18 protein-coding genes and 1 pseudogene are annotated in these 23,210 nt (G+C 54.6%); 7 read left to right on the forward strand and 12 right to left on the reverse strand.

From position 1 onward, the window contains the following. Positions 1–610: 610 nt before the first annotated feature. Positions 611–1,423 carry a helix-turn-helix domain-containing protein gene (locus FE784_RS14075; protein WP_139602844.1) on the reverse strand — a complete coding sequence of 271 codons (813 nt, stop codon included), beginning with the start codon at positions 1,421–1,423 and terminating at the stop codon, positions 611–613. Between the two features lie 245 nt (positions 1,424–1,668). On the opposite strand from FE784_RS14075, the gene FE784_RS14080 reads away from it, so the two are divergent. Further along, positions 1,669–2,121 carry an SRPBCC family protein gene (locus FE784_RS14080; RefSeq protein ID WP_139602946.1) on the forward strand — a complete coding sequence of 151 codons (453 nt, stop codon included), beginning with the start codon at positions 1,669–1,671 and terminating at the stop codon, positions 2,119–2,121. Positions 2,122–2,291: 170 nt separating this feature from the next. Continuing rightward, the gene (locus FE784_RS14085) at positions 2,292–2,705 is read left to right on the forward strand and encodes a VOC family protein (protein WP_139602845.1); all 414 of its coding nucleotides are present in this window, start codon (positions 2,292–2,294) and stop codon (positions 2,703–2,705) included. A gap of 106 nt (positions 2,706–2,811) precedes the next feature. Here the strand turns inward: FE784_RS14085 and FE784_RS14090 are convergent. The 4 genes and pseudogenes from FE784_RS14090 to FE784_RS14105 form a co-directional block, all read right to left on the reverse strand. After that, a pseudogene (locus tag FE784_RS14090) lies at positions 2,812–3,147 on the reverse strand (helix-turn-helix transcriptional regulator); the annotation flags it as partial. A 222-nt stretch (positions 3,148–3,369) separates the two neighbouring features. Beyond that, a complete protein-coding gene (locus tag FE784_RS14095; protein WP_139602846.1) occupies positions 3,370–4,704 on the reverse strand; it encodes an FAD-dependent oxidoreductase in 1,335 nt (444 codons plus the stop codon). Between the two features lie 633 nt (positions 4,705–5,337). After that, positions 5,338–7,545 carry a right-handed parallel beta-helix repeat-containing protein gene (locus tag FE784_RS14100; RefSeq protein WP_139602847.1) on the reverse strand — a complete coding sequence of 736 codons (2,208 nt, stop codon included), beginning with the start codon at positions 7,543–7,545 and terminating at the stop codon, positions 5,338–5,340. Between the two features lie 125 nt (positions 7,546–7,670). Next, positions 7,671–8,990, reverse strand: a complete 1,320-nt coding sequence (locus tag FE784_RS14105; RefSeq protein ID WP_176706208.1) for an ABC transporter substrate-binding protein — start codon at positions 8,988–8,990, stop codon at positions 7,671–7,673. A gap of 215 nt (positions 8,991–9,205) precedes the next feature. Here FE784_RS14105 and FE784_RS14110 point away from each other — a divergent pair, with 215 nt between their 5' ends. Beyond that, a complete protein-coding gene (locus FE784_RS14110) occupies positions 9,206–10,090 on the forward strand; it encodes an AraC family transcriptional regulator (protein ID WP_139602849.1) in 885 nt (294 codons plus the stop codon). Here FE784_RS14110 and FE784_RS14115 read toward each other — a convergent pair. The 5 genes from FE784_RS14115 to FE784_RS14135 all read right to left on the reverse strand — a co-directional run bounded on the left by FE784_RS14115 (position 10,047) and on the right by FE784_RS14135 (position 16,210). After that, positions 10,047–11,795, reverse strand: coding sequence for an amylo-alpha-1,6-glucosidase (locus FE784_RS14115; RefSeq protein WP_176706209.1), 1,749 nt, complete (start codon positions 11,793–11,795; stop codon positions 10,047–10,049). The two genes, FE784_RS14110 and FE784_RS14115, sit on opposite strands and share 44 nt — an antisense overlap. A gap of 73 nt (positions 11,796–11,868) precedes the next feature. Continuing rightward, complete coding sequence (locus FE784_RS14120) at positions 11,869–12,732, reverse strand: sugar phosphate isomerase/epimerase family protein (RefSeq protein WP_139602851.1); 864 nt, start codon at positions 12,730–12,732, stop codon at positions 11,869–11,871. Positions 12,733–12,999: 267 nt separating this feature from the next. Continuing rightward, complete coding sequence (locus tag FE784_RS14125) at positions 13,000–13,380, reverse strand: hypothetical protein (RefSeq protein ID WP_139602852.1); 381 nt, start codon at positions 13,378–13,380, stop codon at positions 13,000–13,002. Positions 13,381–13,830: 450 nt separating this feature from the next. Beyond that, positions 13,831–15,492, reverse strand: coding sequence for a putative ABC transporter permease subunit (locus FE784_RS14130; protein WP_139602853.1), 1,662 nt, complete (start codon positions 15,490–15,492; stop codon positions 13,831–13,833). Next, the gene (locus FE784_RS14135; RefSeq protein ID WP_139602854.1) at positions 15,485–16,210 is read right to left on the reverse strand and encodes an ABC transporter ATP-binding protein; all 726 of its coding nucleotides are present in this window, start codon (positions 16,208–16,210) and stop codon (positions 15,485–15,487) included. The genes FE784_RS14130 and FE784_RS14135 overlap by 8 nt, the downstream gene beginning before the upstream one ends. 241 nt (positions 16,211–16,451) lie before the next feature. Here FE784_RS14135 and FE784_RS14140 point away from each other — a divergent pair, with 241 nt between their 5' ends. From FE784_RS14140 to FE784_RS14155, 4 genes are read left to right on the forward strand one after another with little or no spacing between them, the layout of a single operon-like run. Beyond that, positions 16,452–17,906 (forward strand): sulfatase family protein, encoded by a 1,455-nt coding sequence (locus tag FE784_RS14140; protein WP_139602855.1) that lies wholly within the window; start codon positions 16,452–16,454, stop codon positions 17,904–17,906. Between the two features lie 32 nt (positions 17,907–17,938). Then, complete coding sequence (locus tag FE784_RS14145) at positions 17,939–18,700, forward strand: ABC transporter permease (RefSeq protein WP_139602856.1); 762 nt, start codon at positions 17,939–17,941, stop codon at positions 18,698–18,700. Continuing rightward, the gene (locus tag FE784_RS14150; protein ID WP_139602857.1) at positions 18,676–19,509 is read left to right on the forward strand and encodes an ABC transporter ATP-binding protein; all 834 of its coding nucleotides are present in this window, start codon (positions 18,676–18,678) and stop codon (positions 19,507–19,509) included. Before FE784_RS14145 ends, FE784_RS14150 begins: the two co-directional genes overlap by 25 nt. Before the next feature lie 36 nt (positions 19,510–19,545). Further along, a complete protein-coding gene (locus FE784_RS14155) occupies positions 19,546–20,619 on the forward strand; it encodes an ABC transporter substrate-binding protein (RefSeq protein WP_139602858.1) in 1,074 nt (357 codons plus the stop codon). Positions 20,620–20,863: 244 nt separating this feature from the next. Here FE784_RS14155 and FE784_RS14160 read toward each other — a convergent pair whose 3' ends face one another. Together FE784_RS14160 and FE784_RS14165 are read right to left on the reverse strand one after the other, a co-directional pair. Beyond that, positions 20,864–21,559: a response regulator transcription factor gene (locus FE784_RS14160; RefSeq protein WP_139602859.1), complete on the reverse strand. Its 696-nt coding sequence runs from the start codon at positions 21,557–21,559 to the stop codon at positions 20,864–20,866. A 16-nt stretch (positions 21,560–21,575) separates the two neighbouring features. Continuing rightward, positions 21,576–23,096, reverse strand: a complete 1,521-nt coding sequence (locus tag FE784_RS14165; protein ID WP_139602860.1) for a sensor histidine kinase — start codon at positions 23,094–23,096, stop codon at positions 21,576–21,578. Positions 23,097–23,210 lie beyond the last annotated feature (114 nt).

A 23,210-nucleotide genomic window follows, 5' to 3' on the forward strand; every position in this document is an offset into this window, starting at 1 on the left:
GGAATGGAATGAACGTTAAAACCTTTAGTTCAACTTATATAAATGCAAAAGTGCATGTAAATTCAGCGGAAAATGGCGTTAGTATCACTCTAACTGCATAAGTGCATGTAGTTTTGAGTAGTTTTGCACTTATAGGCCCGTTTAGCCTGAATCCCCGAAATCTAGCTGCAGTTTTGCAGGCAGATCAAAGATATTCGATTAAAATGGCAAAACAAGATGCACTATTGCATTTTGACGAAAGGTACACTGCTGTTTGGACAGCTATCGTTAAAAGAAATCTTCTGTTTGGCGTATTTCAAGGTAGGGCGATCACGATTCAGCGGAAGCTTTTTGGTAAAGAATGTCGTACTTCGCTATATCGCATTAGCAAAGATATGTTTTTACGGATAACCTTGATCATTCAGTCCGTCATCCGTCTGTCCCCATGCTTTGACTTCGATTCGTGTTCAGTAGGTTGCTCTTCTTGGCACAGCAAGTCGCAGCTTGCTTTATCCCGCCTATGGCTTGCTTTACCCGGCAACGCTTTGCAGCCTGATTGCGTTTGTAGAAGAGAGGTCGCCCTTCGACGAATCCGTTGCATTCGGATGCACCTGCGCTCTACACGGTTTCGTCAGGTCTGAACTCCGATTCGCCTGATATAATCTTCCGGCGATCTGCCTATGATTGCCTTAAAATCTTTAATGAAATGGGCCTGATCGTAGTAGCCCAAATCAAGCGACAGCTGCGGCCAGTCCGATACTTCGCCCCGTTCCAGCTTTTCCGCCGCTTCGTGCAGGCGATAGCGCTGGATGACCCACTTCGGGCTAATACCGACATACCGGCCGAACAGCCGCTGCAGCGTGCGTTTGTTGATGCCGAACCGGCTTGCGAGATCGTCCACCTTCGTGATGTCCCGATCCCGCTCGATAGCGACTACGATGCGATTAACCTCTTCGACGTTCTCATCCCGCTCCGGCAGTCTCTCGCGAAAAAAACGTTCGGCCAGCTCGACCATCTTGTTCTCGTCTTCTTGAGCGAGTATGTCCGCTTCAAGCGCGCCGACGTCTTCGCCAAACGCTTCCCGGAAGCTGACGGAACGTCCGGTCAGTCCCGAGATGTCCTTTTTCCAGAAAGGATAAAAGCCGCCGGGCTTGAACTTTACGCCCAGCACTTGGCCTGCATTCTTGATGATGCGGATGTCGCTCGTCTTCGTAATCCCGTATATGCGCGTCAAATCTTTCTCGAATACCATATTGACATTGGGGTGGGACAGCACGACTTGTTCGAAAGGTTGTTGGCCGCGCAAATCCCATTTTACGACCCAGAACCGTTTGATAAGCCAGTCCAGATCGGGCGAAGGGGAATGCCGGGTAAGCGAAAACTTCCGCATGCTTTCCTGCTGGTTCAGTATGCCTTTGCCGCTTGCCTCCACAGTTGTATGCATAAACTCTCCTCCTGACGGGTATAGCTTGAACGATGCGCAAAACGTTCGCCTTATCGCTTGTCCGAAGCTGCCCGGATTTCCTTCTGCTCGGTCCCGGCCTGTTGCGGCCGCAGGGTGTTCCTGAACCCGCTCCCCGGTTTGTCGCGTTTTTACAATACAGCCAGAAAGACTTGTCCTATATTTAGGTTAGCAAGCGAACGCCGATATTGCAACGATTTTAACAACGTCAGGAGGCCATTGCAATGATGAACGATCTCAGCTACGTAATCTATATAGGGGCAAAGCCCGAAGACGTATGGCAAGCGCTGCTGTCGCCCGAAGGCACGAAAGCTACTTTTTTCGGCAGCGTCATCCGGTCTACGTTCGAAATCGGTTCTTCCCTGGAATATGTAGGTCCCGGCAATGACGGAGACGAAACGGTCCATGTGTACGGCAAGGTGCTGGCGTTTGAACCGAACCGCGTTTTGAGCGTGACGGAGCACCCCGGTCCTTCTTACAATGAAAAGCATGCCGAGCTCGAGACAAGAATCACGATGACGCTCGAACCGGTCGGTACGAGTACGAAGCTTACTTTGGTAAACGATCTTTGGCCGGACGATCATCCTTCCCGCGCCAGCACCGAGCAGAGCTGGCCGATGATTTTGAGCAACATCAAGTCTTACGTAGAGACCGGCAAGACTTTGGACTTGGGCTGGTAAAGCAATATAAACCTCCTTCACCTCAACTAATAGGTGATTTGGAGGTTTTTTTTGCATGGCTTGCTGCAACTTTTACCGCTCCTCCCCGGCAAAACCACGTATTGAGCATTCATCCGGTTGCGGCTATACTTGGGGGGATAGGCACTCCAACATAAAAAGGAGCGAGCAGGATGGGGAACAACGAGACAATCGGCGGCGGCGGGTTTCACCACGTCGCCATACGCGTATTCGATTTCGAAGCTACGATCCGCTTCTACACCGAAGTTCTCGGGTTTCGCGAGAAGACGCGCTGGGGAGAGGGAGACCGACGGGGGGCGCTGCTCGATACGGGCGACGGCAACTATTTGGAGGTGTTCGCCGGAGGCCGGGAAGGTCCGAAGGAGGAAGGCGCTTTGCTGCACGTGGCGTTTCGCTGCGAGAATGTCGATGAAGTGACCGAGCGCGTGAGGGCAGCGGGACGCGAAGTAACCGTCGAGCCCAAAACGGCGCAGCTCGGCGACTACGCGATCCGCCTTTCTTTCTTCAAAGGTCCGGACGGGGAGCTGATCGAGCTGTTCCACACGATCGGCGAGGACAAGCTGTAGCAGCGCGTCCGGACACGGCACCAGCCGACGGTTCCATACCGTCGGCTTTTTGCTATCCAACAGGTCGTCAGCGATTATTTTTAGTCAGATACAGAAAGAGAGTTTCCCCGTTCAACAGAGCAGGCTGCAGACTGGAAAGCTTGTGCATTAACGAAGTGGATTTGCCTCCCATGGCCCCTTGCATGCCCTTTAAGAGATTGTAGATCACCGAAAAGTCGTCGACGGAGATGTGCTGTTTCGTCAAGAAGAAACCGTTCATCAGCTCAAAACCGCCATCTGCGCCCGTATACGAAGCAATGGGTATGCCCGCTTGATTAATCAGCTCCACGTCGCGATAGATGGTTCGGACGGAGACCTCGTACCTGGCTGCCAATTCGGTAGCCGTCACTCTTTTTCTCGTCATCAGCTCCATCGTAATGCCGAGCATGCGATCCAGTTTCATCTTTCCGCTTCTCGCGTTCCTAACTTATCGGCGTCATCTATTTGAAAGCATAACGCATCAATCCTGACTTCTTGGATGTCAGGATTTAAATGGTGCATCAACTCAAAAATAAACCTCCATCGCCACTTCATCAAGTGGGTCTGGAGGTCGTCTCTCAGGCTCTATCCTTTCGGGGCAGCCCTTCCTTTCGCATAAAACGGCACCTAAACGGCACCTAAGCGGCTACTTCAGCGTCACTTTCTCCACGTCGCCTTCGACAAACTGGCCACCTGCCTGCAGCACATAGCGGATACGGGCCGCCGATACGTCCCGCGCGTCGTTCGCTTTCGACCAGACGGCTAACGCCGCCGCCGTTCCGGCCGCTTCGCCGATCGCGCTGACGCCCGACATGACCCGGTACGAGCTGTGAGCTTCATGCGTGCCGCTGATGCAGCGGGAGCTGAGCAGCAGGTTTTTGCGGCCCTTTGCGATCAGCGCGCGGTACGGGATATGGTAATAGCCCGGGTCGCCGATCTTCACGAGCTTGGCCCCGCCGCCCAGCGGATCGTGAATATCCAGGCTGTAGGCGCAGGCGGCCACCATGTCGTCGAACTTGCGCGCGTTCAGGCAGTCGTCCGCCGTCAGCACGTAGTCGCCTATTACCCGCCTGCCTTCGCGGACGCCAAGCTTCGGAGCGACAAATTCGACCTCGGCTTCGGCGAAAGCCGGGTGTCGCTTGACCGCCTCCGCCAGCTGCAGCGCCTGCTCCGTACCTTCCCTCATACCTGCGGCTACCGATTCCGCGCTTGTCGGATCGACATCCGTAACGGCCGTGGAATTGAACAAAATGCCGCGACCGTCCGGATACGGGAAGCAAAGCACGCTCGGCCTCGGGTTGCGGGTTCCGCCTTCCTCCTTCAACTGCTTGTAATGCACCGTCAATTCCTGTCTAAGCGAACGAATGCCGCCCCATGTCGCGATACGGGAATTTTGCAGCTTGGACGGATCGAAGCCGGTCATTTTGAACGTAACGGTCGCCGTCTGCAGCTTGCCGTCCTCCTCCCGTCCGATCTGGAATTCGGCTCCGGCCATGGCGCTCAAATTGCCGTCAGCCGTAGCGTCGAGAAAGAAATCTCCGTTGACGGACACCGGCTCCCCTTCGCCCGGGGCGACTGTAATGCTCACAATTTTATCCGTTTCCGTGACGACACCCGTTACTTTGCAATCCGTCCAGACGGCAATTAACGGTTCCGCCTTCAGCAGAGCCTCATATTTTTCCTTCAGCTCCTTCTCGTCGTAGGTCGGAACAGTCTCCTCGACATCGAACAATCCTTTGCCGACCGTATACGCCTGCGGAAACAGCTCGCGGTGAATGCCGTTATTGATCGGCCTGCCGTTCTTGTCCCGGAACATGCAAATGAGCGAGACGGCCGAATGGACGCCCGTCCCGCCAATTTCCTTCATCTCCTCGACCAGCAGCACGCTTCTGCGCAGCCGGGCGGCGGCCAGGGCGGCGCATATGCCGCCCACCCCCGCTCCGACTATGACGATATCGTACTTCGTTTCTTTTGCAGTCATGATGCTCTCTCCTTTAACTTATCTGAATCGGTACAAGCTTTTCCAAGTTCGTCCGGGAATGCGGGAGGGTTTGACGCTCTCGGCCATTAAGCGGTAATTAGTCGCCGAGCTATTGAAGATTGGTGATTAACACTGCAAATTGTCCACTAAAGAGAATGGAAGTTCGGGCTTCCGCAAATAACTGGAAAATATGAGGCTGTTGAAAAAGTCTGCAAAGAGAGGAAGCGCCGGAGACAAGAGGTGCGGGAAAACACTCCACATCCGTCAAAATCGTGTTGTTTTAAGATTTTAGCGGTTACAACACGATTTAGTCAACCGCTTCGCTTTCCCCACATTTCCCCCACCTTTTGTATTCCAACTCTCTCTTTTCGACTTTTTCAACAACCAGAAAATATGCAGTTATATTCAGAAAAAAAGCGATATTTGCCGAAATAACTGGAAAACATGCAGTAAAATCGATGGTAATCTCCAAAATGGGCGATAACAATTGAAAATAACTGGATCTTTTCCATTTCATCACGCCATCAGAAGAGCTTCTTCTCCATATAACCGCATGTTTTCCAGTAAAAACTGACTTGTACGTCGGACACTCCAAGCAGCTTCGAGCGGCGACAGTCGCACGGCCCGAACGCCCTACAGGACAATCCACCCGGTCCCGATGCTGAACAACCCGGCGCTTTGTCCCGCAGCCATCAGCGTGATCGACGACCCGCCGCCGTCAATCGGCTCCGAGCCGCTCGTCTGGATCTGAACCGCATTCGTCCCCGAATCGATTTTTTTGACGACAACCTTCATTCCGGCTGCATCGGAAGCCGGGGGCAGCGTGACGGCGATCGGCGACGCGGAGGCGTCGACGATGAGCTGGCCGTCCGCGCGCTCAAGCGTCGTGTCGGCCGCGACCGTCCGGTAAGGCGATCGGATTTGCCGCACCGCATCGGGCAACCAGCTTCCTCGGCAATTCGCGATTCGCCAATAGCCGTCTCCGCTCCCCGCGATCGTCAGCGTGTCTCCGACATCGGCAGACTGTACGTCCCAGCCGGAGCCGAACGACGACAAGATCGACTCGCCGCTCTGCGGCACCAGCTTGATCCTATGAGGGGACTCGACCCGGAACGTGAAGGTGAAGCCCTCCTGCACGGGAGGAAGCGTCAGCGCGATATCCTCCGTCGCTCCGGCGTTCGTCACGATGCCTCCGATCCAGTTCAGGCTGACCGGTCCGGCAACCGGCTGGACGTATACATACGGAATCGCATTCTCGACGAGAATGTTGCGGGTATCGGTGTCGAACTGGAACGGGCTGACCGTATGTCCGACCGATTCGCAGTCGCGGAACCATATATCCCGCACCGTAAAGCCCTCATAGCCGTAAGTGGCAAACCCCCGGCGAATGAGCGACGGGCTGCGGTCGTCGATGGACCGGCAATCGATGAAATGAGAGTTGCCCACGCTCGTTCTCGCCTCCGACGTCGTCGAACTGAGGAAGAACGATGCCGCGTACGAATAGGCTGCGCCCGTCCCGTTGTTGACATTGCAATTATACGCCGTACAACGGACATAAGTTGTGCGGACGCTGTCGGCCGAGCTCGACAATTCGAAAAATCCCGACCATTTCTCGTACTCGGCACGACAGTCGATATATTTCACTTCGCCCTTGGCGGCGACCGAGCCGTCCTTGCCGTATACGGTCGCGAACCCGAAGGCGTTATTGCGGCTGACGCAGTTCTGGAATACGATGTCGACCTGCTCGCTCGCGGGGCTCAGCTTCTTGATCATTGTCATGAAACCGCGGGCCTTGTTCCCCTCGGCGACGCAATTGACAAAACGGATATTGCGCAGCCGGTCGCCCGGATGATTCGGCTCGATATCGACGCCGGCTTGCGGCGCCGTGCCGATCGTGTTCGTAAAGCGGCAATTGTCCGCAAGCAAACCGTCCACGGAAATGACCGACATCCCCTGGCGCCTGTTGTTGTCGGCCCGGCAATTTTTGAGCACGATATTGCTGCACACCGTGTTCGCGGACTGGTATGCGCCGATATAGAAGCCGTCGCCGCCCGAATCGTTGGCGTTCATATGCTCGATCGTCACGTTCGACGATCCGCTAATATCGAATATGTGGGCATGCTCGCCGGTCGTATAGGCGGTTTTGTTCATCCGCAGCACGGCCCCGTTGCCGATAATCCGCACGTCGCTAGTGTCGAGTATGCGGATCAGCTTCTCGTACGGGGCGGTCACGCTCAGCGTATCTACGGCTTGCACAATCGTGCCGGCCTCGAATTCGACAGCTGTGCGGCTCCTGATGAACAACTGATGGCTCAAATAATAGCTGCCGCTTTGCTTCGGCACGTAGAGCTTGCGACCCGCCGCCGCATCCAGAGCCGCCTGGAACGCGGCAGTATCTTCCGTGACGCCGTCTCCCTTTGCCCCGAACCATTTTACCGAAAGCGCATCGTCGTACAACCGTTTGAACCGGCTGCCGTCCGTTGAAACGACGACCGTCCCCGTATTGTCGGACGAGACCGTATCGCCCGTATCGAATACGAACCAGCCTTCTTGCCCCGAATCCGTCACGAAGTACAGCGTCTCCGCGGCGGGAGCCGTTTCCGCCCGCAGTTCGGCGAGAGTCACTTTGCGGCAGCACTCGTCCGTCTCCGACGGCCCATCCTTGTCCTTGTCTTTGTCCTTCTTCTTATATACGGCATCCGACACCGACGAATCCGCTGCTACACGCTCCCATCCCGTGTTCCCCAAAATGCCGGCCGAAGCCACGGCGACACCCGCCGCCCCCACCTTGGTCAACAGCGCTCTTCTGCTCCACCTTGCATCGGAATTGTTATCGGGCATTGATCATTCCTCCCCATTGTTTAACAAGCGCATTAGTGCTGTCCATCGTTATCGTCGGGTCGCCGCCGGTTGTCCTTACCGTTATCCGCCGCTCCTCTTGATTAGAAATTATTGGTTTTTCTCTCTTATTTCGCTTTGGCGGCCTCGATCTGCTTGTTAATATCTTCTTCCGTTTCCCGTAGTGCCGTGTTGACATCCTTGCGGTCTATGGCGATGCCGCGTATTCCTTTTTTGACCATCGAGGTTTTGGCTATCGTATCGTAGATGGTAGCCGGCGCGGGCTTGGCGACCGTATCCTTGAAGAACGCTTGCAAGTTTTTCCCCTTCAAGCCGTCAATCCCGGTGCCGAATTCGCTCTTCGCCTTGTCGCTCTTGACGATCGGCAGTCGGCCCTGCTTGGACATGATCGTCTGCACCTCGTCGGACATCATGTAGTCGATAACCTGAAACGCCTGGTCTTTGTATTTGCTTGTAGGCGGAATCGCAAAATACGGCGCATTGAACTGCGAGCCCTTGCCCTCGAAGCCTTGGAAATCGGGCAGCGATACTACGTCCCAATCGAAGCCTCCCTTGCCGACCGCGGCCGGCAGCTCGCTCATAAAATTCGGTCCCGTCCGCATCGCCAGCGTCTGCACCTTCATGAATTCGTCCTTCTCCGAAATCTTCGTATCCAGATCGTTGCCGGGAATCGTATGGAATGCCGTCATCGTGCTGAGCCAGCGTTTCCAACCATCGTTGCCGAGTGAAGCCTTCAACGTTTTCGGGTCGACGAAGGAGAGGCCGAGCTGGTTTTTGAACACTAGATTCGTTTCTTCGAAGCGGAAGCCTTTGTACTGCACGCCGCCGTCCATCCGTGTCACTTGCTTGGCTACGTCGAGCAATCCTTCCCATGTCATGCCGTCTTTCGGGTAAGCGACCCCGAACTTGTCGAATATCGTTTTGTTGTAAAACAGGGCGTTGTTGTTCAGCTCGAAAGGCATCAGAATGAATCTGCCGTCATTGTCCGAGAACGACCGGACGTTCTCCTCCACGCCTGCGGCAAAACGCGTCAGGTCGAAGCCGTGCTTCTTGATCAGCGGCGTCAAATCCGACACAAGCTGCAGCTCCTTCAGCTTCGTAACGCCGCCGAGCGAATACGAGATCAGATCCGGCACCTGGCCCGCGCCGACTACATCCTCGATCTTGATGTTGCCTCCACCTACCGTCGTATTCAGCTTGATGTGGGGAAACTTCTTCGTTATCAGCCCTCCGATCTGATCCGCGAGCACGGCCGAGTTTCCTTCCGTGTAGAAATTCAATGTAACCGGCTCCGTTGAAATCTCGGCTTTGGCGGGTGGCGTATCGGCGGCCGGAGAGGCCGGCTTCGGGCTTCCGCCCCCGGAGCACCCCGCCATCGCAACGGCAATGAGCGTAACGGCTGACAAGCGCAAACGATGAATAGACATGGTCAATCCCCCTTGTTTGAAATCGCTCTCATTTGCAGCGGCAGTCGGTTCCGAATGGTTCCAAACGGTTCCGTAAGCTTGAATCAGGTTTGCTCGGAACATCGCTGCTCCTTAACTTTCCATGAAAAAGTTATAGATTTTTGCGATTTCCGCGTAACGCCTCCTCCCTCTATGCTACAATAAGGCTGTCAGTGTCGGCGGGGAGGCGGTTTGTTATGGAAATCAAGAAGAAAAAAGAAATCTTTGAAGGGAAGCGCTTTCCATTCAAAATCGGGATGCAACAGCATACGCCCCATCTGGTGCGCGCCCATTGGCACGAACACCTCGAGTTCATCCGGATTATCCGGGAACCGGTCACCCTTCATATCGACAGCGAGACGTTCGAAGCGCGCAAGGGCGACATTTTTTTCATCAACAGCAACCAGATCCACTCCGCGACGACGTGGCTGAACGAGCGGGAAAACGGAAATGGCGTCATTCTGGGCATGGTGTTCGACAAATCGATACTGTTCCTCGCGGCGGACAATCTCCAATTGCGTCAAACGTTTTCACTATTCAACGGCGCAAACGTGATCCGCAACCGGTATTCGCCCGACGATCCGCACTGGGAGGAACTGGCCGGGGCTATGGACAAGGCGTACGACGAATTTACGGGACAGCAGCCGGCCTACGAATTCGCCATATTGTCGTGCCTGTACCGGATGATGACACCTCTGCTTCGTCTGCATCAACACAACCCGCGAAGCGGCGATCCCGACAAGCATGCCGCCTATTACCGCAGACTGAAGCCCGCGCTCGACTATATGGAGAACCATTACGCCCGAAAAGTATATATGGAGTCCGTCTGTCAAACCGTCAACATGAGCCCGTACCATTTCTCCAGCATGTTCAAGAAAACGTTCGGCATCCCGCCCGTCCAATACTTGACCCGCATTCGCGTCGATCAGGCGAAACGCTTGCTCGTCGATCGGGAAATACCGGTTACCGAGATTGCCGAACGGAGCGGCTTTTGCAATATTAACTACTTCGATAAAGTGTTCAAAGAGCAGAGCGGCTTCACGCCGATGGAATATCGGAAACGGTTCGTTCCGACTTCCTGACGCCGTACTTGTCGAGAATGAGACACGCCGTCAAAGCCGCGCTCCAATGGTAGTCGCGGATCGAATCCGTTTTGACGCGGATATCGTACGTGCCGTTGCCCGGTCCTTTACGGTCGCATTCGACCGGAGGTCGTTCATCCTTGGAGTCAAAATATTCGAATATAACGCCATACCGCTCGTAGTAGCGGCGTACGAGCTCGATCGTCCGGTCTGCCAGTGCCTTAGCTTCGTCGTACCGCCCATGCAGCCGCAATCCTTGGACGATCAAATAGTTCAAGTTGATCCACGTAGGCCCCCTCCACATGTCCGTTCCCCATGCCGGTTCGGACACCGCTATGCTGGGAACCGGATAGACCGTTCCGAAATGTCCGGGATGTCGTAGCATGGCCACGAGCCGGTCGACATGGGATTTCGGCGTATCCTCCAGCAGCAGCGGGAGAAACCCGCTCGCCGCCTTCACTTTCGTGAACCGTCCGTCCAGCCGTTTGTCATAAAAGAACCCGTCTTCGTCGTCCCACAGCTCCGCCAATATACGGGCAGACAACGCTTTTGCTTTGGCGCGCCATCGTTCGGCGTTCTCCTCCATACCAAGCTCGGCCGCAATCTTCGCGGTATACTCCATGTCCAGAGCGGCAAAAGTGGAGAAATCGACGGCGTCCAGCTTCAGCGCCTCGTCGAACCGGGATGAATTGTCCATGCCGGATTCTCCGGACCGGCATTTGACGTTCCCTTCGATCGCCCATTCCAGCAAATCGTTGCCGTTGGCGTCCCTATTGTTCAAATCCCACTCCAAATACCGCTCCAAAATCGGCAGGGCGAATCGCAGCTTGTCTTGGTCGGGCTCGCTCGAATAATTGGCCCATACTCCCCATGCCAAAATCGGCGGCTGCGTAATGGAGCTGTATTTGCCCGCTGCCGATACCTGATGGACGATCATGCCGTCGGAACGCGCCGAATCGAGCATAGTCTTCAAGCATTGCCACGACACGCCGGCGTCAAGCTCGTTCATCGCGATCGAATGAAATACGGTATCCCACAGCCACATATCTTTGTGCGGCACCCGGTCGGGCGTGGACCACATTTGCTTGAATACGCCTTCCGGCGACAGCGTGTTCACTTTCATGACGCTTATGCATTTGCCCAGCAAACGGGCATCAGCCGTGTCGGGTATTGCCGGCACCTGGCGATACAATCGCAGTCTTCGCTCTGTTTCGCTTGCCGTATCGATCGTCATGGCCACTGTCGCCCGGTCCGCCGCTTCCTCTGCCGACTTGCCGTAACTGACGCCGAACCGGGCGCCGCGCACGGCCAAAGCGATATAGTCGCCGCCCGCCTCGTCTCGTGTCATCCAAACCTCCGGTGACCATGGCTCCGCCTCCGCACCGTCTTCCCATTCCAGCGTCGGCTGCGTCCCGATTTGACTGTAGCCGGTCAACGAATGCCAGTCGGAGTAAGCAAGCTCCAGCCCGCCCCCGGGCGACCGCAGCTTGCAGGCGTCTCCCGTAACGAACATGGTTTCCGTCTTTTCTCTCGTCGCGCCGAGGCTCAATACCCGCCGTCTTTTCGTATGAACCAGCAGGGAATAAGGAGCCGCCCCCCATGACGCGACAAACCCGGTAATCGTACGAGTTTCCCCATCCATACCCGAGAAAGCGAACAACCCTCCTTCGCCGATAATATTTGGTAAAATCGCAATTTGTTCCAACCGCTTCCGCTCCAATTCGTCAAATGTTTTTCCGCTTTTCCCGCTTGCGCGGAGCTGCCGCCCGCACGCGCATTCACGCTTCTTCCCATAGCCGTTTGGCGTTGGCCAAGCCGATCCTCGACCCGCTCCGGCATTCCTCCATGCCCTCGAATTCGAGCGAGACGTACCCGGCATAGCCGGACTGCTTGATGATCCGCAGCACCTCGCGCACATCCACGTCTCCGTGGCCGAATATAGCGCCGCGCAAATAGTTGCCCGATGCGCTCCGTCTCCAGCCCGGCCCCGGGTCCATCCTAGACGGCCTGACATAAAAATCTTTCAGATGGATCATCGAAGCATGTCCGATCATCCGTTTCACAGCGGCTGCGGGGGATTCGTCGACGCACAAAAAATTGCCTACATCCAGCGTCGTTTTGAAATTTTCCCGATTCACGGCCTGCAGCAGCGTCAACACCCGCTCGCTCGCCTGAAGATGGTAACCGTGATTTTCCACGCTCGTCACAATGCCGAATCGGGCCGCATAATCGGCAATTCTCGCGCAAGCCTCGGCCAGCCTCGGTAAATCTTCCCGGAAGCGGTCCGGCCCGGTCTGCTCCATCGGCCGCTTGGCCGCGTCGTGCCTCATCCGCTTCGTACCGAGACGATAGGCCCGGTCCACCTGCCGACATACCCGCTCGATCTCCGCCTCGTACTGCTCCCGACTGTCCGTGATGAAGTCGGCGCCGATCGTATAGCTCGAAATCGCGATTCCGGCCTTTTCGGCTTTTGCTCGAACCGTTTCGATCCAGTCGAAGTCGCCGTCAGCCGCAAAACCGACCGGCACGATTTCGATATGCGCTCCGCCTTGGTCCGCCGTCCACTGAATGGCGTCCTCGATCGTCATCTCTCCGGAGCGCAGCGCCCGGACGAGACTGTAAGAGCTTAAGCCAAGCTTCAACGGTTCTCCACTCCTTTCCGGATTGCTCGTTACTCTCCGTTCTCATTTCCATCATAGGAAATACGGCGATTCCGTTCTATGCAACATTCCGGGAAGAAGTTATAATTTTTTGGCCTACAACTCGATTTTGTGCTGAAAATTGAATGGATAAGATTTTAGACGTAATAAAAAAGATGTACCTGCGTCATGTCGACTTGGAGTATGAAGACAAGAGAGGGGGGCACCTCGGGAGCCCTATGTTTGTGGAGGGATTCCTATCCATACGTCTTATTCGTCCAGGAAGTGTATCAGCTTGTTCATTCGATCATTATCTTGTTCCAGTACCTCGAACTTAGAGTTAGTTGAGGTAAAATAACTTCTCCCTTGGAGATCCAAAAATCCCGTATAATTTACTACTTGTACTACTCTCTGTCCTGTGACAAAAACAAATAAGTTTTGAAAGTCTGTTGTTAACAATCCATCTTTGTTGGACCAACGAAATCCCAGTTTTTTGTTTGCTTCCAATCCACTACTGTATGAGCCGATAATGTACATTTTATCCCATGTAAAATCGGTCATCGTTCCAAAATTCATTACAACTTTTTCAGCAGGGTTATTGTTTTTGTATTTTAATAGGTCATAGACTCTTTTTTGCAATTGTTCTTGCATTATTACATCTATCTCATGGTATTCCCGAATACTTAGGCTATTCCCCAGGAAACATAGCGGTATATACAGGGTACTGAAAAGTATAGCAATCCATGCCATCTTCAAATGCTTCAAAAATTTACTTTTTTTATGCACTCGGATTCCTACCCATAATACGATAGTGCATAATAGTAAAAACATTAGCGTGGTGCCGAAATTCCAGGACGCATCCATAGTAACAAAAATCCATAAAATAATGGTGACTATCATATACAGTACTAATAATAGCTGTGTTCTCATTCTGCACCCCATTATTAATTACGAAAGAACTATGATACCTTACCGCTATGTAATTCGATTATCGGATTTGAATTCCCGAATTTCACCCGCCTCTGGTTTAATCAATTGATAATTTCGATTTATTGTAAAAAAAGCGGCCTGCAACGGCCGCTTTCCTTAACCAACTCCATATCAAGCCTCGATCTTGCCGAACCAAGTCTCCCCCTTCGCCCGCAGCAGTCGAACGAGCAGCAAGTCCGCGACGATCACCGCAACGAGCAAGGTGAACGCGGCCGCCCACAAGCCGAGCCCGACCCAATTGACTAGGAAAAACAGGGCGGCGGCGAAGGCGATGCTGACCAGCATATTGAACAAGCCGTTCATATTTTGCTTGACCGCCTTTTGCTCGTTGTCCCATACCAGCTTCGGCAGCCACAGATCGATCATGATGCCGGTCAGGCACGTAAACAGCGTGGCCGCGACAGCGATCGCGAGCAAGATCAAAATGAACGATACCGGCAGCTGCAGCAGGAACAGCGCCACCGCGAGGATAAGCACGGCTCCGATCATCGTAATGAGCCAGCCGGATACGACTTTGGCGGCGATAATGCTGGCGTACGGCACGGGTATATATTTCGATACGAAAAACCCGGCCCCTTCCCGCGATATCGCGGTGGACGACGTGGCGTTCGCTCCGGACACGAACAGCAGAATCGCCAGACCGATCGCTGGCACGATCGCCGACGATGTCGCGGAATCGAACAAGGTCCTGACCATGCCGATCATATCCTTGAAGTCCGGCTGCGTCATGATCGGAATGAGCATGAGCACCGGCCACAGGAACGACATGAGCACGCAGTTGAGAAAAAACGGAGGGGTCCGCATCAACATGCGCAGCTCCTTCGTCACCAGCGCCTTCAGCGCCGACTGCTGCAAAGTCTGCTTGTCGAGCTGGCTGCCGCTCAGACGGATGCGGCGGGCTCCCGTCTCCGAAATGCCCATGACGCCTTTGAAATAAAACCGTTGGGCCAGCAGGACGAAGACTAAATAAAACAGCGCGGTCAGCCCGACGAACAAGACGAGCCATGCCGCCCCGGCAAGCTGCGACTCTCTCAGCAGCGCATTCGCGGCCAGCTTGACGCTCGGAAACGAACGGGTGGCGAAGTCGACGAACGTATTGTTGCCACCGAGCAGCATCTCTTGCAATTGCTCGGGCTTCATCGCTTTATTGAGAGACCGTTGGATGAACATATTCAATCCGAACGAGGCCAGCACGGCCGCGATCCCCCCGTACATCCGGAAACGGTCTTTGTTTCGCGCCACTCCGGCAAAGCTCATGATCGCCATCGCGATCACCGACGCCAAGACAAGCGGGACGACGGGCAATGCCAGGTACACGAGCACCGCATACAAATAGTACAGCACTCCGCCGTTTATTTTGACTCCGAATACGATCAGCAGGGGAACAAGCAGCACAAGCAAGGTCAAATATTCATACAGCAGCACGGTCAGAAATTTGGCGGTTACAATTTGTCCCGGCCTCAGCGGCAGCGGCAGCAAATGCTCCACGTCCTGGGCGAAATAAAACACCGTGATCACGTAAAAGATGCCGAACATGAACACGACAAGGCTGGCCAGCGCGAGCCCGAGTCCGAGGACGACTCCCCCCTGTCCGATCGACTCCAGCGCATCGTAAAACATCGACACCAGGTTGCCGATCGCGATCGTCAAAGGGAGAAGCGCGACGAGCAGCAGCGCGGGGACGAGAAATTGCTTGATCGGCTTCCCCCGCTTGGACAGCTGTCCTGTTCCGTTTTTGAGCAGCATGCGTGTCAGCGCGAGCGTCTTATTCATCGCCGGTCAGCTCCAGGAACAGTTTCTCGAGCGACAGATCGGACTGGAAACGCTCCTGCATGTCCTTGAACGTCCCGCAGAACAAAATTTCCCCTCTGTTGATAATCGCCACCCGGTCGCACAGCTTCTCGGCCACCTCGAGCACGTGGGTGGAGAAAAACACCGTCTTGCCGCTGTCCGCATGCTCCCGCATCATTTCCTTCAGCGTATAGGACGATTTCGGATCGAGGCCGGTAAGCGGCTCGTCCAATATCCATACCGCGGGGTCGTGAATGAGCACGCCCATGATGACGATCTTTTGCCTCATCCCGTGGGAGTAGCTCTGGATCGGGTCGGACAACGCCTGGGCCAAATCGAACCGGCCCGCCAGCGCTTCGATCCGCTGCTTGCGGACTTCCTTCGGAACGTCGTACATGTCCGCCATGAAGTTCAAATATTCCAGCCCTTTCAGCCGCAGGAACAAATCCGGGCTGTCCGGAACGTAACCGAATTGCTTTTTCGCCTCGATCGGAGTATTCGCTACGTCGTGTCCGTTTATCTTGATCGTACCTTTATCTGGCTTCGTGATGCCGGTTATCATCTTGATCGTCGTCGTTTTGCCCGCGCCGTTCGGGCCGAGGAAGCCGAATATTTCGCCCCCCTGCACGGTCAGCGTCAAATTGTCGACCGCTTTCGTCTTGTTGTTGTAGCTTTTGTTCACATACATGAGTTCGATCAAGTTTATGCTCCTTTCACACCGCATGTTAAGTTTGCCATGCTTATTATAGCACAAATGCCTCCTTCTCTTGTCAGCCTTATCCATAACGCCAAAAAGGCATTCCCCTTCCCCGGTCCGAAAAGGTTCGAAAATAGTTCAACCTTATCCCCGTATTCGATCAAACCTATAATTGGGGTAAGACGAAAACATCTGCTCGCAAGTTTTGCTCCGCCATATGCAACTGCTAAGGAGGTCATCCATCATGAGAATTATCTATCTCGATATCGATTCGTTGCGCCCGGACCATATGAGCTGCTACGGCTACGACCGGAAAACGACGCCGAACATCGATACGATCGCCGCAAGAGGCGTGCGCTTCAACAGCTGCTATACGGCATCCTCCCCTTGCGTCCCTTCGAGGGCGAGCTTTATGTCGGGTCGGTTCGGCATCAACCACGGCGCCTTGACCCATTGGGGACCGGGAGGCGAGTTTCAATATCCGGAAGGAGACGGACACAGCGAGGAAATCCCGTTTTTCACCCGCTATATGCGCAAAGCCGGCTACAAAACGGTCACGTTCTCCTCGTTCGGGGATCGCCATCACGCCTGGTGGTACTTCGCCGGCTGGAACGAATTGCATACGCATACATTGAAGGAAGGCAACGAGAACGCGGACGAGGTGAACGCCGCCGTCATCCCTTGGCTGAAGGCGCACGGCAAAGAAGACGACTATTTCCTGCACATCCAATATTGGGACCCGCACACGTTCTACACATATCCGGTCGAATATATGGAGCAATGGAAGGACGCTCCCCTCAAAGCTTTCCCCGACGAAGCGACGATCGCCTCGCAGCAGTCGCAAAGCTTCCCGCGTTCGGCGCAGTTTCTGCATTGGGGAGACGAATTCCCCGCCACGATGCCGGAGAAAATCCGCAACCGCGACGACTTCAAGCATGCGATCGACGGCTATGACGGCGGCATCAGCTATATGGACAAGGCGGTCGGCGAGCTGCTGGACACGCTTCGAGAGCTCGGCATCGAAGACGAAGTATGCTTCATCATCAGCGCCGACCATGCGGAATCGATGGGCGAGCAGGGTATCTACATCGAGCATGCAAGCGCTACCGAGGCGGTGCACCACATCCCGTTGATTATTACGGTACCGGGGATGGACGAGCCGGGCAAGGCGATCGACGGACTCGTCTACAACGTAGACGTTATCGCCACCATTACCGAGCTCGTCGGCCTCGAAGTCCCGTCCGGCTGGGACGGCCAATCGTTCCTCCCGGCGTTGCAGGGCGGGCATTGGCAAGGACGCGACTATCTCGTCTTGGACCACGCGCTGTACGTTTGCCAACGAGCCGTCCGCGACGACAAATGGTACTTCATCCGGACGTATCATCCCGGCTTGTACACTCATTTTGACGAAGTCATTTTGTACGACATGGCGAACGACCCGAACCAAACGCGCAACGTCGCCGATCAATATCCGGACGTCGTCATGGAGATGGACCACCGTTTGTCGCAATGGCTGCATGAGCAAGCCCGCAAGCCGGGATATCGCGCCGACCCGATGCAGAAGGTCATCGAAACCGGGCCGTTCAAATATTTGAAAGTGGAAGACTGGGTGCGCCGATTGGAGCACAAGGGTCGGCGCGAAGAGGCCGACCGGCTGCGCTCCGTCTATTCCCGGGAAGCGTTGCGACCCGCCTATTGATACCCATCATCCCAGAAAAAGAGGTCGTTTGCATGAAAAAACTTTCCAACAAAGCGCTAACTCTCCTTTCGGTTGTGCTCGGGATCGCACTCTGGTACGTGCTGTCCAAAGTTCCGGCGATCGGGGCCATCATCAATAATCCGTTTAACGTGGCGAAGACGTTTTTCACCGAACTGGAAAGCGGTCGGCTGTGGACGAACATATGGGCGAGCCTGTTCCGCGTCATAGGCGGGTTTTCGCTCGGCTTGCTCGTCGCCATTCCGGTGGCGTTTCTGATGGCCTGGTATTCGATCGTCCGCGCCGTCGTCGATCCTTGGATCCAGTTTTTCCGCACGATTCCGCCGATCGCGCTGACGCCTATCGTTATCGTCTCCCAAGGGGTCGGGGAATCCGCCAAAATCTCGATTATTTTCGTAGCGACGTTTCTGGTCATGGTCATCTCGATTTTCCAAGGCGTGCGCAATGTGGACTCGACGCTGCTGCGCGCGGCCCGGGTGCTGGGCGCGAAAGATAAAGACATTTTTTTCGAAGTCGTCGTGCCCGCCTCCTTCCCTTACATTCTCGTAGGGGTCCGGCTCGGCCTGGCGGCTGCCTGGACGACGCTCGTGGCGGCGGAATTGACGGGAGCGAGCAAAGGGCTTGGCAATATGATCATGGAAGCGAGCCTGTACTTCCGTATGGATGTCGTTATTCTCGGCGTGATCGTAATCGGCATGATCGGTCTTGCCATGGATAAATTCGTGTTGTTTCTGGAAAGGAGGCTGACGGGATGGCAGGAAGTGCGTCCATCTTAAACAATGGCACAGAACGCGGACAGCAGGAGGCCGCTCCGGCGAAAATCGAAATCGCCGGACTGTCGAAAATTTTCAAGGGCCGCAACGGGGACGTCGTGGCGCTGCAAAACACCGACTTGACGATCCGGCAAAACGAGTTCGTTTGCGTCGTAGGACCGAGCGGCTGCGGCAAAACGACATTGCTGAACATTATCGGGGGCCTGGAGAAAGCTTCGTCCGGCAGCGTCAAGGTCGACGGCAAAGAAGTAACCGGCCCCGGCAAGGAGCGCGGCGTCGTATTCCAGCAATACGCCTTGTTCCCTTGGAAAACGGTATTGAAAAACGTCGAGTTCGGCTTGAAGCTGCGCGGACTCGGCAAGCAGGAGCGCAAGGAAAAGGCGGAAAGCTATCTGGAAATGGTCGGACTGAAAGATTTCGCCCATTCGTATCCGAAGGAACTGTCCGGCGGCATGAAGCAGCGCGTCGCCATTGCCAGAGCTTATGCGGTTCAGCCGGAGGTTCTGCTTATGGACGAGCCGTTCGGCGCCCTGGACGCCCAGACGCGGGCGCAGTTGCAGGAGGATTTGCTCCGGACTTGGCAAAAAGAGAAAAAGACTTGCTTCTTCATTACCCACGATGTGGAAGAAGCGGTCATTCTCGCCCAACGCGTCATCATTATGAGCGCGCGGCCGGGACGCATCAAGGAAATGATCGACGTGGACATTCCTTATCCGCGGGATCAGGCTACGAAGCTGGACAGCCGCTTCGTGGAGATCAAAAACGAAATATGGTCCAAGGTGTACAAGGAATATTTGGAAGTATCGAAATAAGCTCGACAAAACAAACTATTATTGGGAGGTCACACCATGTTCCGTACAAGCAATCGGTTATCCAAGCTTTCCGTTACGGCAATCCTACTCCTTCTGGCGCTGCTGGTCAGCGCCTGCGGCGCAGGCGGCAATACGCAATCGGGCGCTCCCGCCTCCGGCTCGGAAGGGCAAGGCTCTGGCGCGAAATTGGAAACGGTTAATTTCGCCTATATGCCCGATATGGGCGGAGCCACTCCCGTCGCCGTCGGACTGGAGAAAGGCTTCTTCAAGGAAGCGGGCATCAACTTGAATGCCGTCAAATTTTTGAGCGGACCTCCCGAATTTCAGGCGATGGCTTCCGGCGATATCGACATCGCTTATATCGGACCCGGCGCCACCTTCCTGGCCGCCCAAGGCCAAGGCAACATTCTCGGCATCGTGAGCCTCGGCAACGCCGACATGGTGCTGGCGACGAAAAAATCCGGCATCACCGATTGGGCCGGCTTGAAAGGCAAAACGGTCGGCGTGCCTAAGGGCACCTCCGGCGAAATGGTGTTGAACCTCGGCATCGAGAAAGCCGGCTTGAAGCCGAGCGACGTCAACATTCTCAACATGGACGTGGCCGGCGCGGTCAGCGCTTTCGTAGCGGGCAAAGTCGACGCGGTCGCGATCTGGAACCCTTACTCGGCCGAAATCGAGAAACAGGTCGGGAAAGATAACTTCGTCAAGCTGGGCGACAACAGCAATTTTTATCCGGAATATATTTTCCCTTCGAGTTGGGTCGTCAATCCGAAGTTTCTGAAAGAAAAACCGGACGTCGTCAACAAGTTCATGCAGGCGATCGCCAAGACGACCGATTACAAAATCAAAAACGTGGACGAAGCGATCAAGCTGACTTCGCAATATACGCAAATTCCCGAGGAAAATCTGCGTCAGGAAATGACGACGCTCGAATGGCAGACGAACGAGAAGGTCGCGCAGGCGTTCAAGGACGGCACGGCCGTGAAATGGTACGACAATTTGCAGCAGCTGTTCGTAAAAAACGGCAAAATGGAGAAGGCGGTTCCTTCCGATACGTTCCTCGCGAAAGAGCCGATCATCAAAGCCGTCGAGGCGCTCGGCGCCAAATAATCAACGCAGAAGGGGCCTATAAGGGGCCCCTTCTCTGTCAAGAAAGTCTGCAAAGAGAGGAAGCGGTGAGGGCAAGAGATGGGGAATGCACTCCACTTCCGTTAAAATCGAGTTGTTTGGTTTGAAATATAGCGGTTACAACTCGATTTAAAAGTCAGCCGCTTCGCTTTCCGTACATCTCCCCCATCCCTTTCGGAAGTTCAACTCTCTCTTTTTGACTTTCTGGGCAAACTAAAAAGGGGCCTTAACGGCCCCCTCTCACTTTCTGGATGAACGGCAGAAGATTGAGGTCGCGCAGAAGCGCCATCACTTCTTTCGTTCTTTTTTTGTTGAACTTTTTCAGGATGACATTGATTTGCGATTTGATCGTCGACAGCTCCACTTGGCGGTCTTTGGCGATCTCCGCTATTTTCATGTCCTTCTGCAGCAGGTCGAGAATGGCGAGCTCGGAGGGCGTCAGCTGGGATACGATGACCGCGGCCTGCATGAAGCTTTCTTCGTTGCGCCTGATGCGCGTGAACTCGTTTTTGATTTTGTAGGCGACCTCGGGACGCACCTGCACGATTCCTTCATGAGCTTTGCGGATGCTGCCGATAATTTCCGTCACCGGACTCGTCTTCAGCAAATAGTCGACCGCCCCCGTCTCGAAAGCGCCGAATACCGTCTCGTCGTCCTCGTGGACGGTAAGGAAAATGATTTTCATATCCGGATATTCCGCCAGAACCTGAATCGCCGTGGCGATTCCGTCGTGCTTGAAATCCATCTCGATATCCATCAGGATCATATCGACCGGCTGCTTCCCGACAAGCTCCATCACCTCACGGCCGCTGGCCGCTTGGCCGACTACCCGCATGTCCGGCTCCTTGGCAATGCAATCGCAAAAATGCTCCCGGAGCACCTTCAAATCTTCGGCTACGATTATTCGTATCGGCTCTGTCATAAGCTGCAGTCCCCCATCAAAGCTCCTCTTTCAATACGTACAGCGGAATAATAAGCTGGAACGTGCTGCCCGCGTCAGGCTTGCTGGACAAATGGATGCGCCCGTAATGGCCCAGCACGACATGCTTGACGTAAGACAGCCCGACGCCCCAGTTTTTCGTCGTGTTTTTGCTCGTATAGAACGGATCGAACACCGTTTCCTGCAAATGCTCCGGTATACCCGGTCCGTTGTCGGCAATGTGGATAATAACCCACTTTTCTTCCCGGTAGGACAGCACGCTTATTACGCCGTCCGGACTCGAGCCGATCGCTTCGATCGCGTTGGTCAGCACGTTGTGGATCGCTTCCGTCATATGCTCCGCGTCAACGAGCACCATGACGCTCCGGTCGGGCAGCGTGCAATCGATCCGGATATTGTCCGGCACGTAGGCAAGCCGCTGCACCGTTTCCTGAATCAGATCGGCGACGGCGCATGGCTTTAGATGCAAATGGTTCGTCTTGAACGATTGGTACAGTCTGTCCAGCCGCTGCAGCGTATGGCCGACGATATCCTCGGCTTGCGCCAGCGGGCCTCCCGCTTGTCCGGCACGATCCGTCAAGAGGCCTCCATGCTCCGCTTCCTTCCTCTGCTCGGCCGCTTGACGAATCAGCAGCTGAATCATGATCAACTGGTTTTTGATCGCATGGGTAAACACCCGCGCCCCCATGTTCGCCGTCTTCAGCTTCCGCTCGAGCTGCATGTCCGCCTTCCCCATCTTCATCTCGACCTCGGCATAGCGCCATATCGACAAAAGGCTGACGAGCGACAGCACGCCCGTGAAGACGATGCTCAAATACCACTGGGTCACCGTAAGCGGCGGATTGAAATTGGAGAAATCGGAATACAGCACGTAATAGGTGCGAACGTCAAATACTTGCAGCGGTCCCATAAAGCCCAAATAAAAGTAAAACAGCACGAGCGTAAACACGCCGAGCAAAATGAACTTTCCTTGCTTCTTCACCCACGGAACGGTTACTTTCCGGTACTTCCATATCATCATGGAGATGGCGACGACCGCGGATACGACGATCCAGCCGCGCGTGACCCAACCGATCATATACGTATATTTGCGTTCCAGGACGACTAGCGCCATTTTGTAAATAGCCGGTTCGTAAAACAAAATGTTCGCGATCGGCAAAATCAGATTGAGCGCATATATTTTCCACATGCTCTTGAACGGCCTATAGTACAGCAGCGAAACGGACAATCCGATCAGGCTGAAAATGAACAGCGAACGACCGACCGTAATCATCCGGCTGACGCCCCCTATTTTGATCGGAGAATGGAGCAGGAGGTTGCGGATCTCGTCGTTGAAGAACAGCACCGTATTGACCTTGTAATAGAAGCCTCCGTACTTGGCGATAAACAGGATCAAGCCGGCCATGCTGAGAAACCAGCCGATCAGCATGCTGCCCATCCAGTAGGCGGACGGATTGCGCGCCTTGGAAATAAACAGGATTATGGCCGCCGTCATCAGGAAAATGAGCAGGATCGTCATCGTGTCACCCTACCGTTCGAATGTACCCCTATTTTAACATAATGTCGGATATTTCAATAAATAGAGCTCACGGACCCGGATCGAGACGCTTCCCAACATATCCCTCTCTTGCTA

It is taken from the genome of Paenibacillus hemerocallicola (genome assembly GCF_006265175.1).
GTDB classification, from domain to species: Bacteria; Bacillota; Bacilli; order Paenibacillales; family NBRC-103111; genus Paenibacillus_AB; species Paenibacillus_AB hemerocallicola.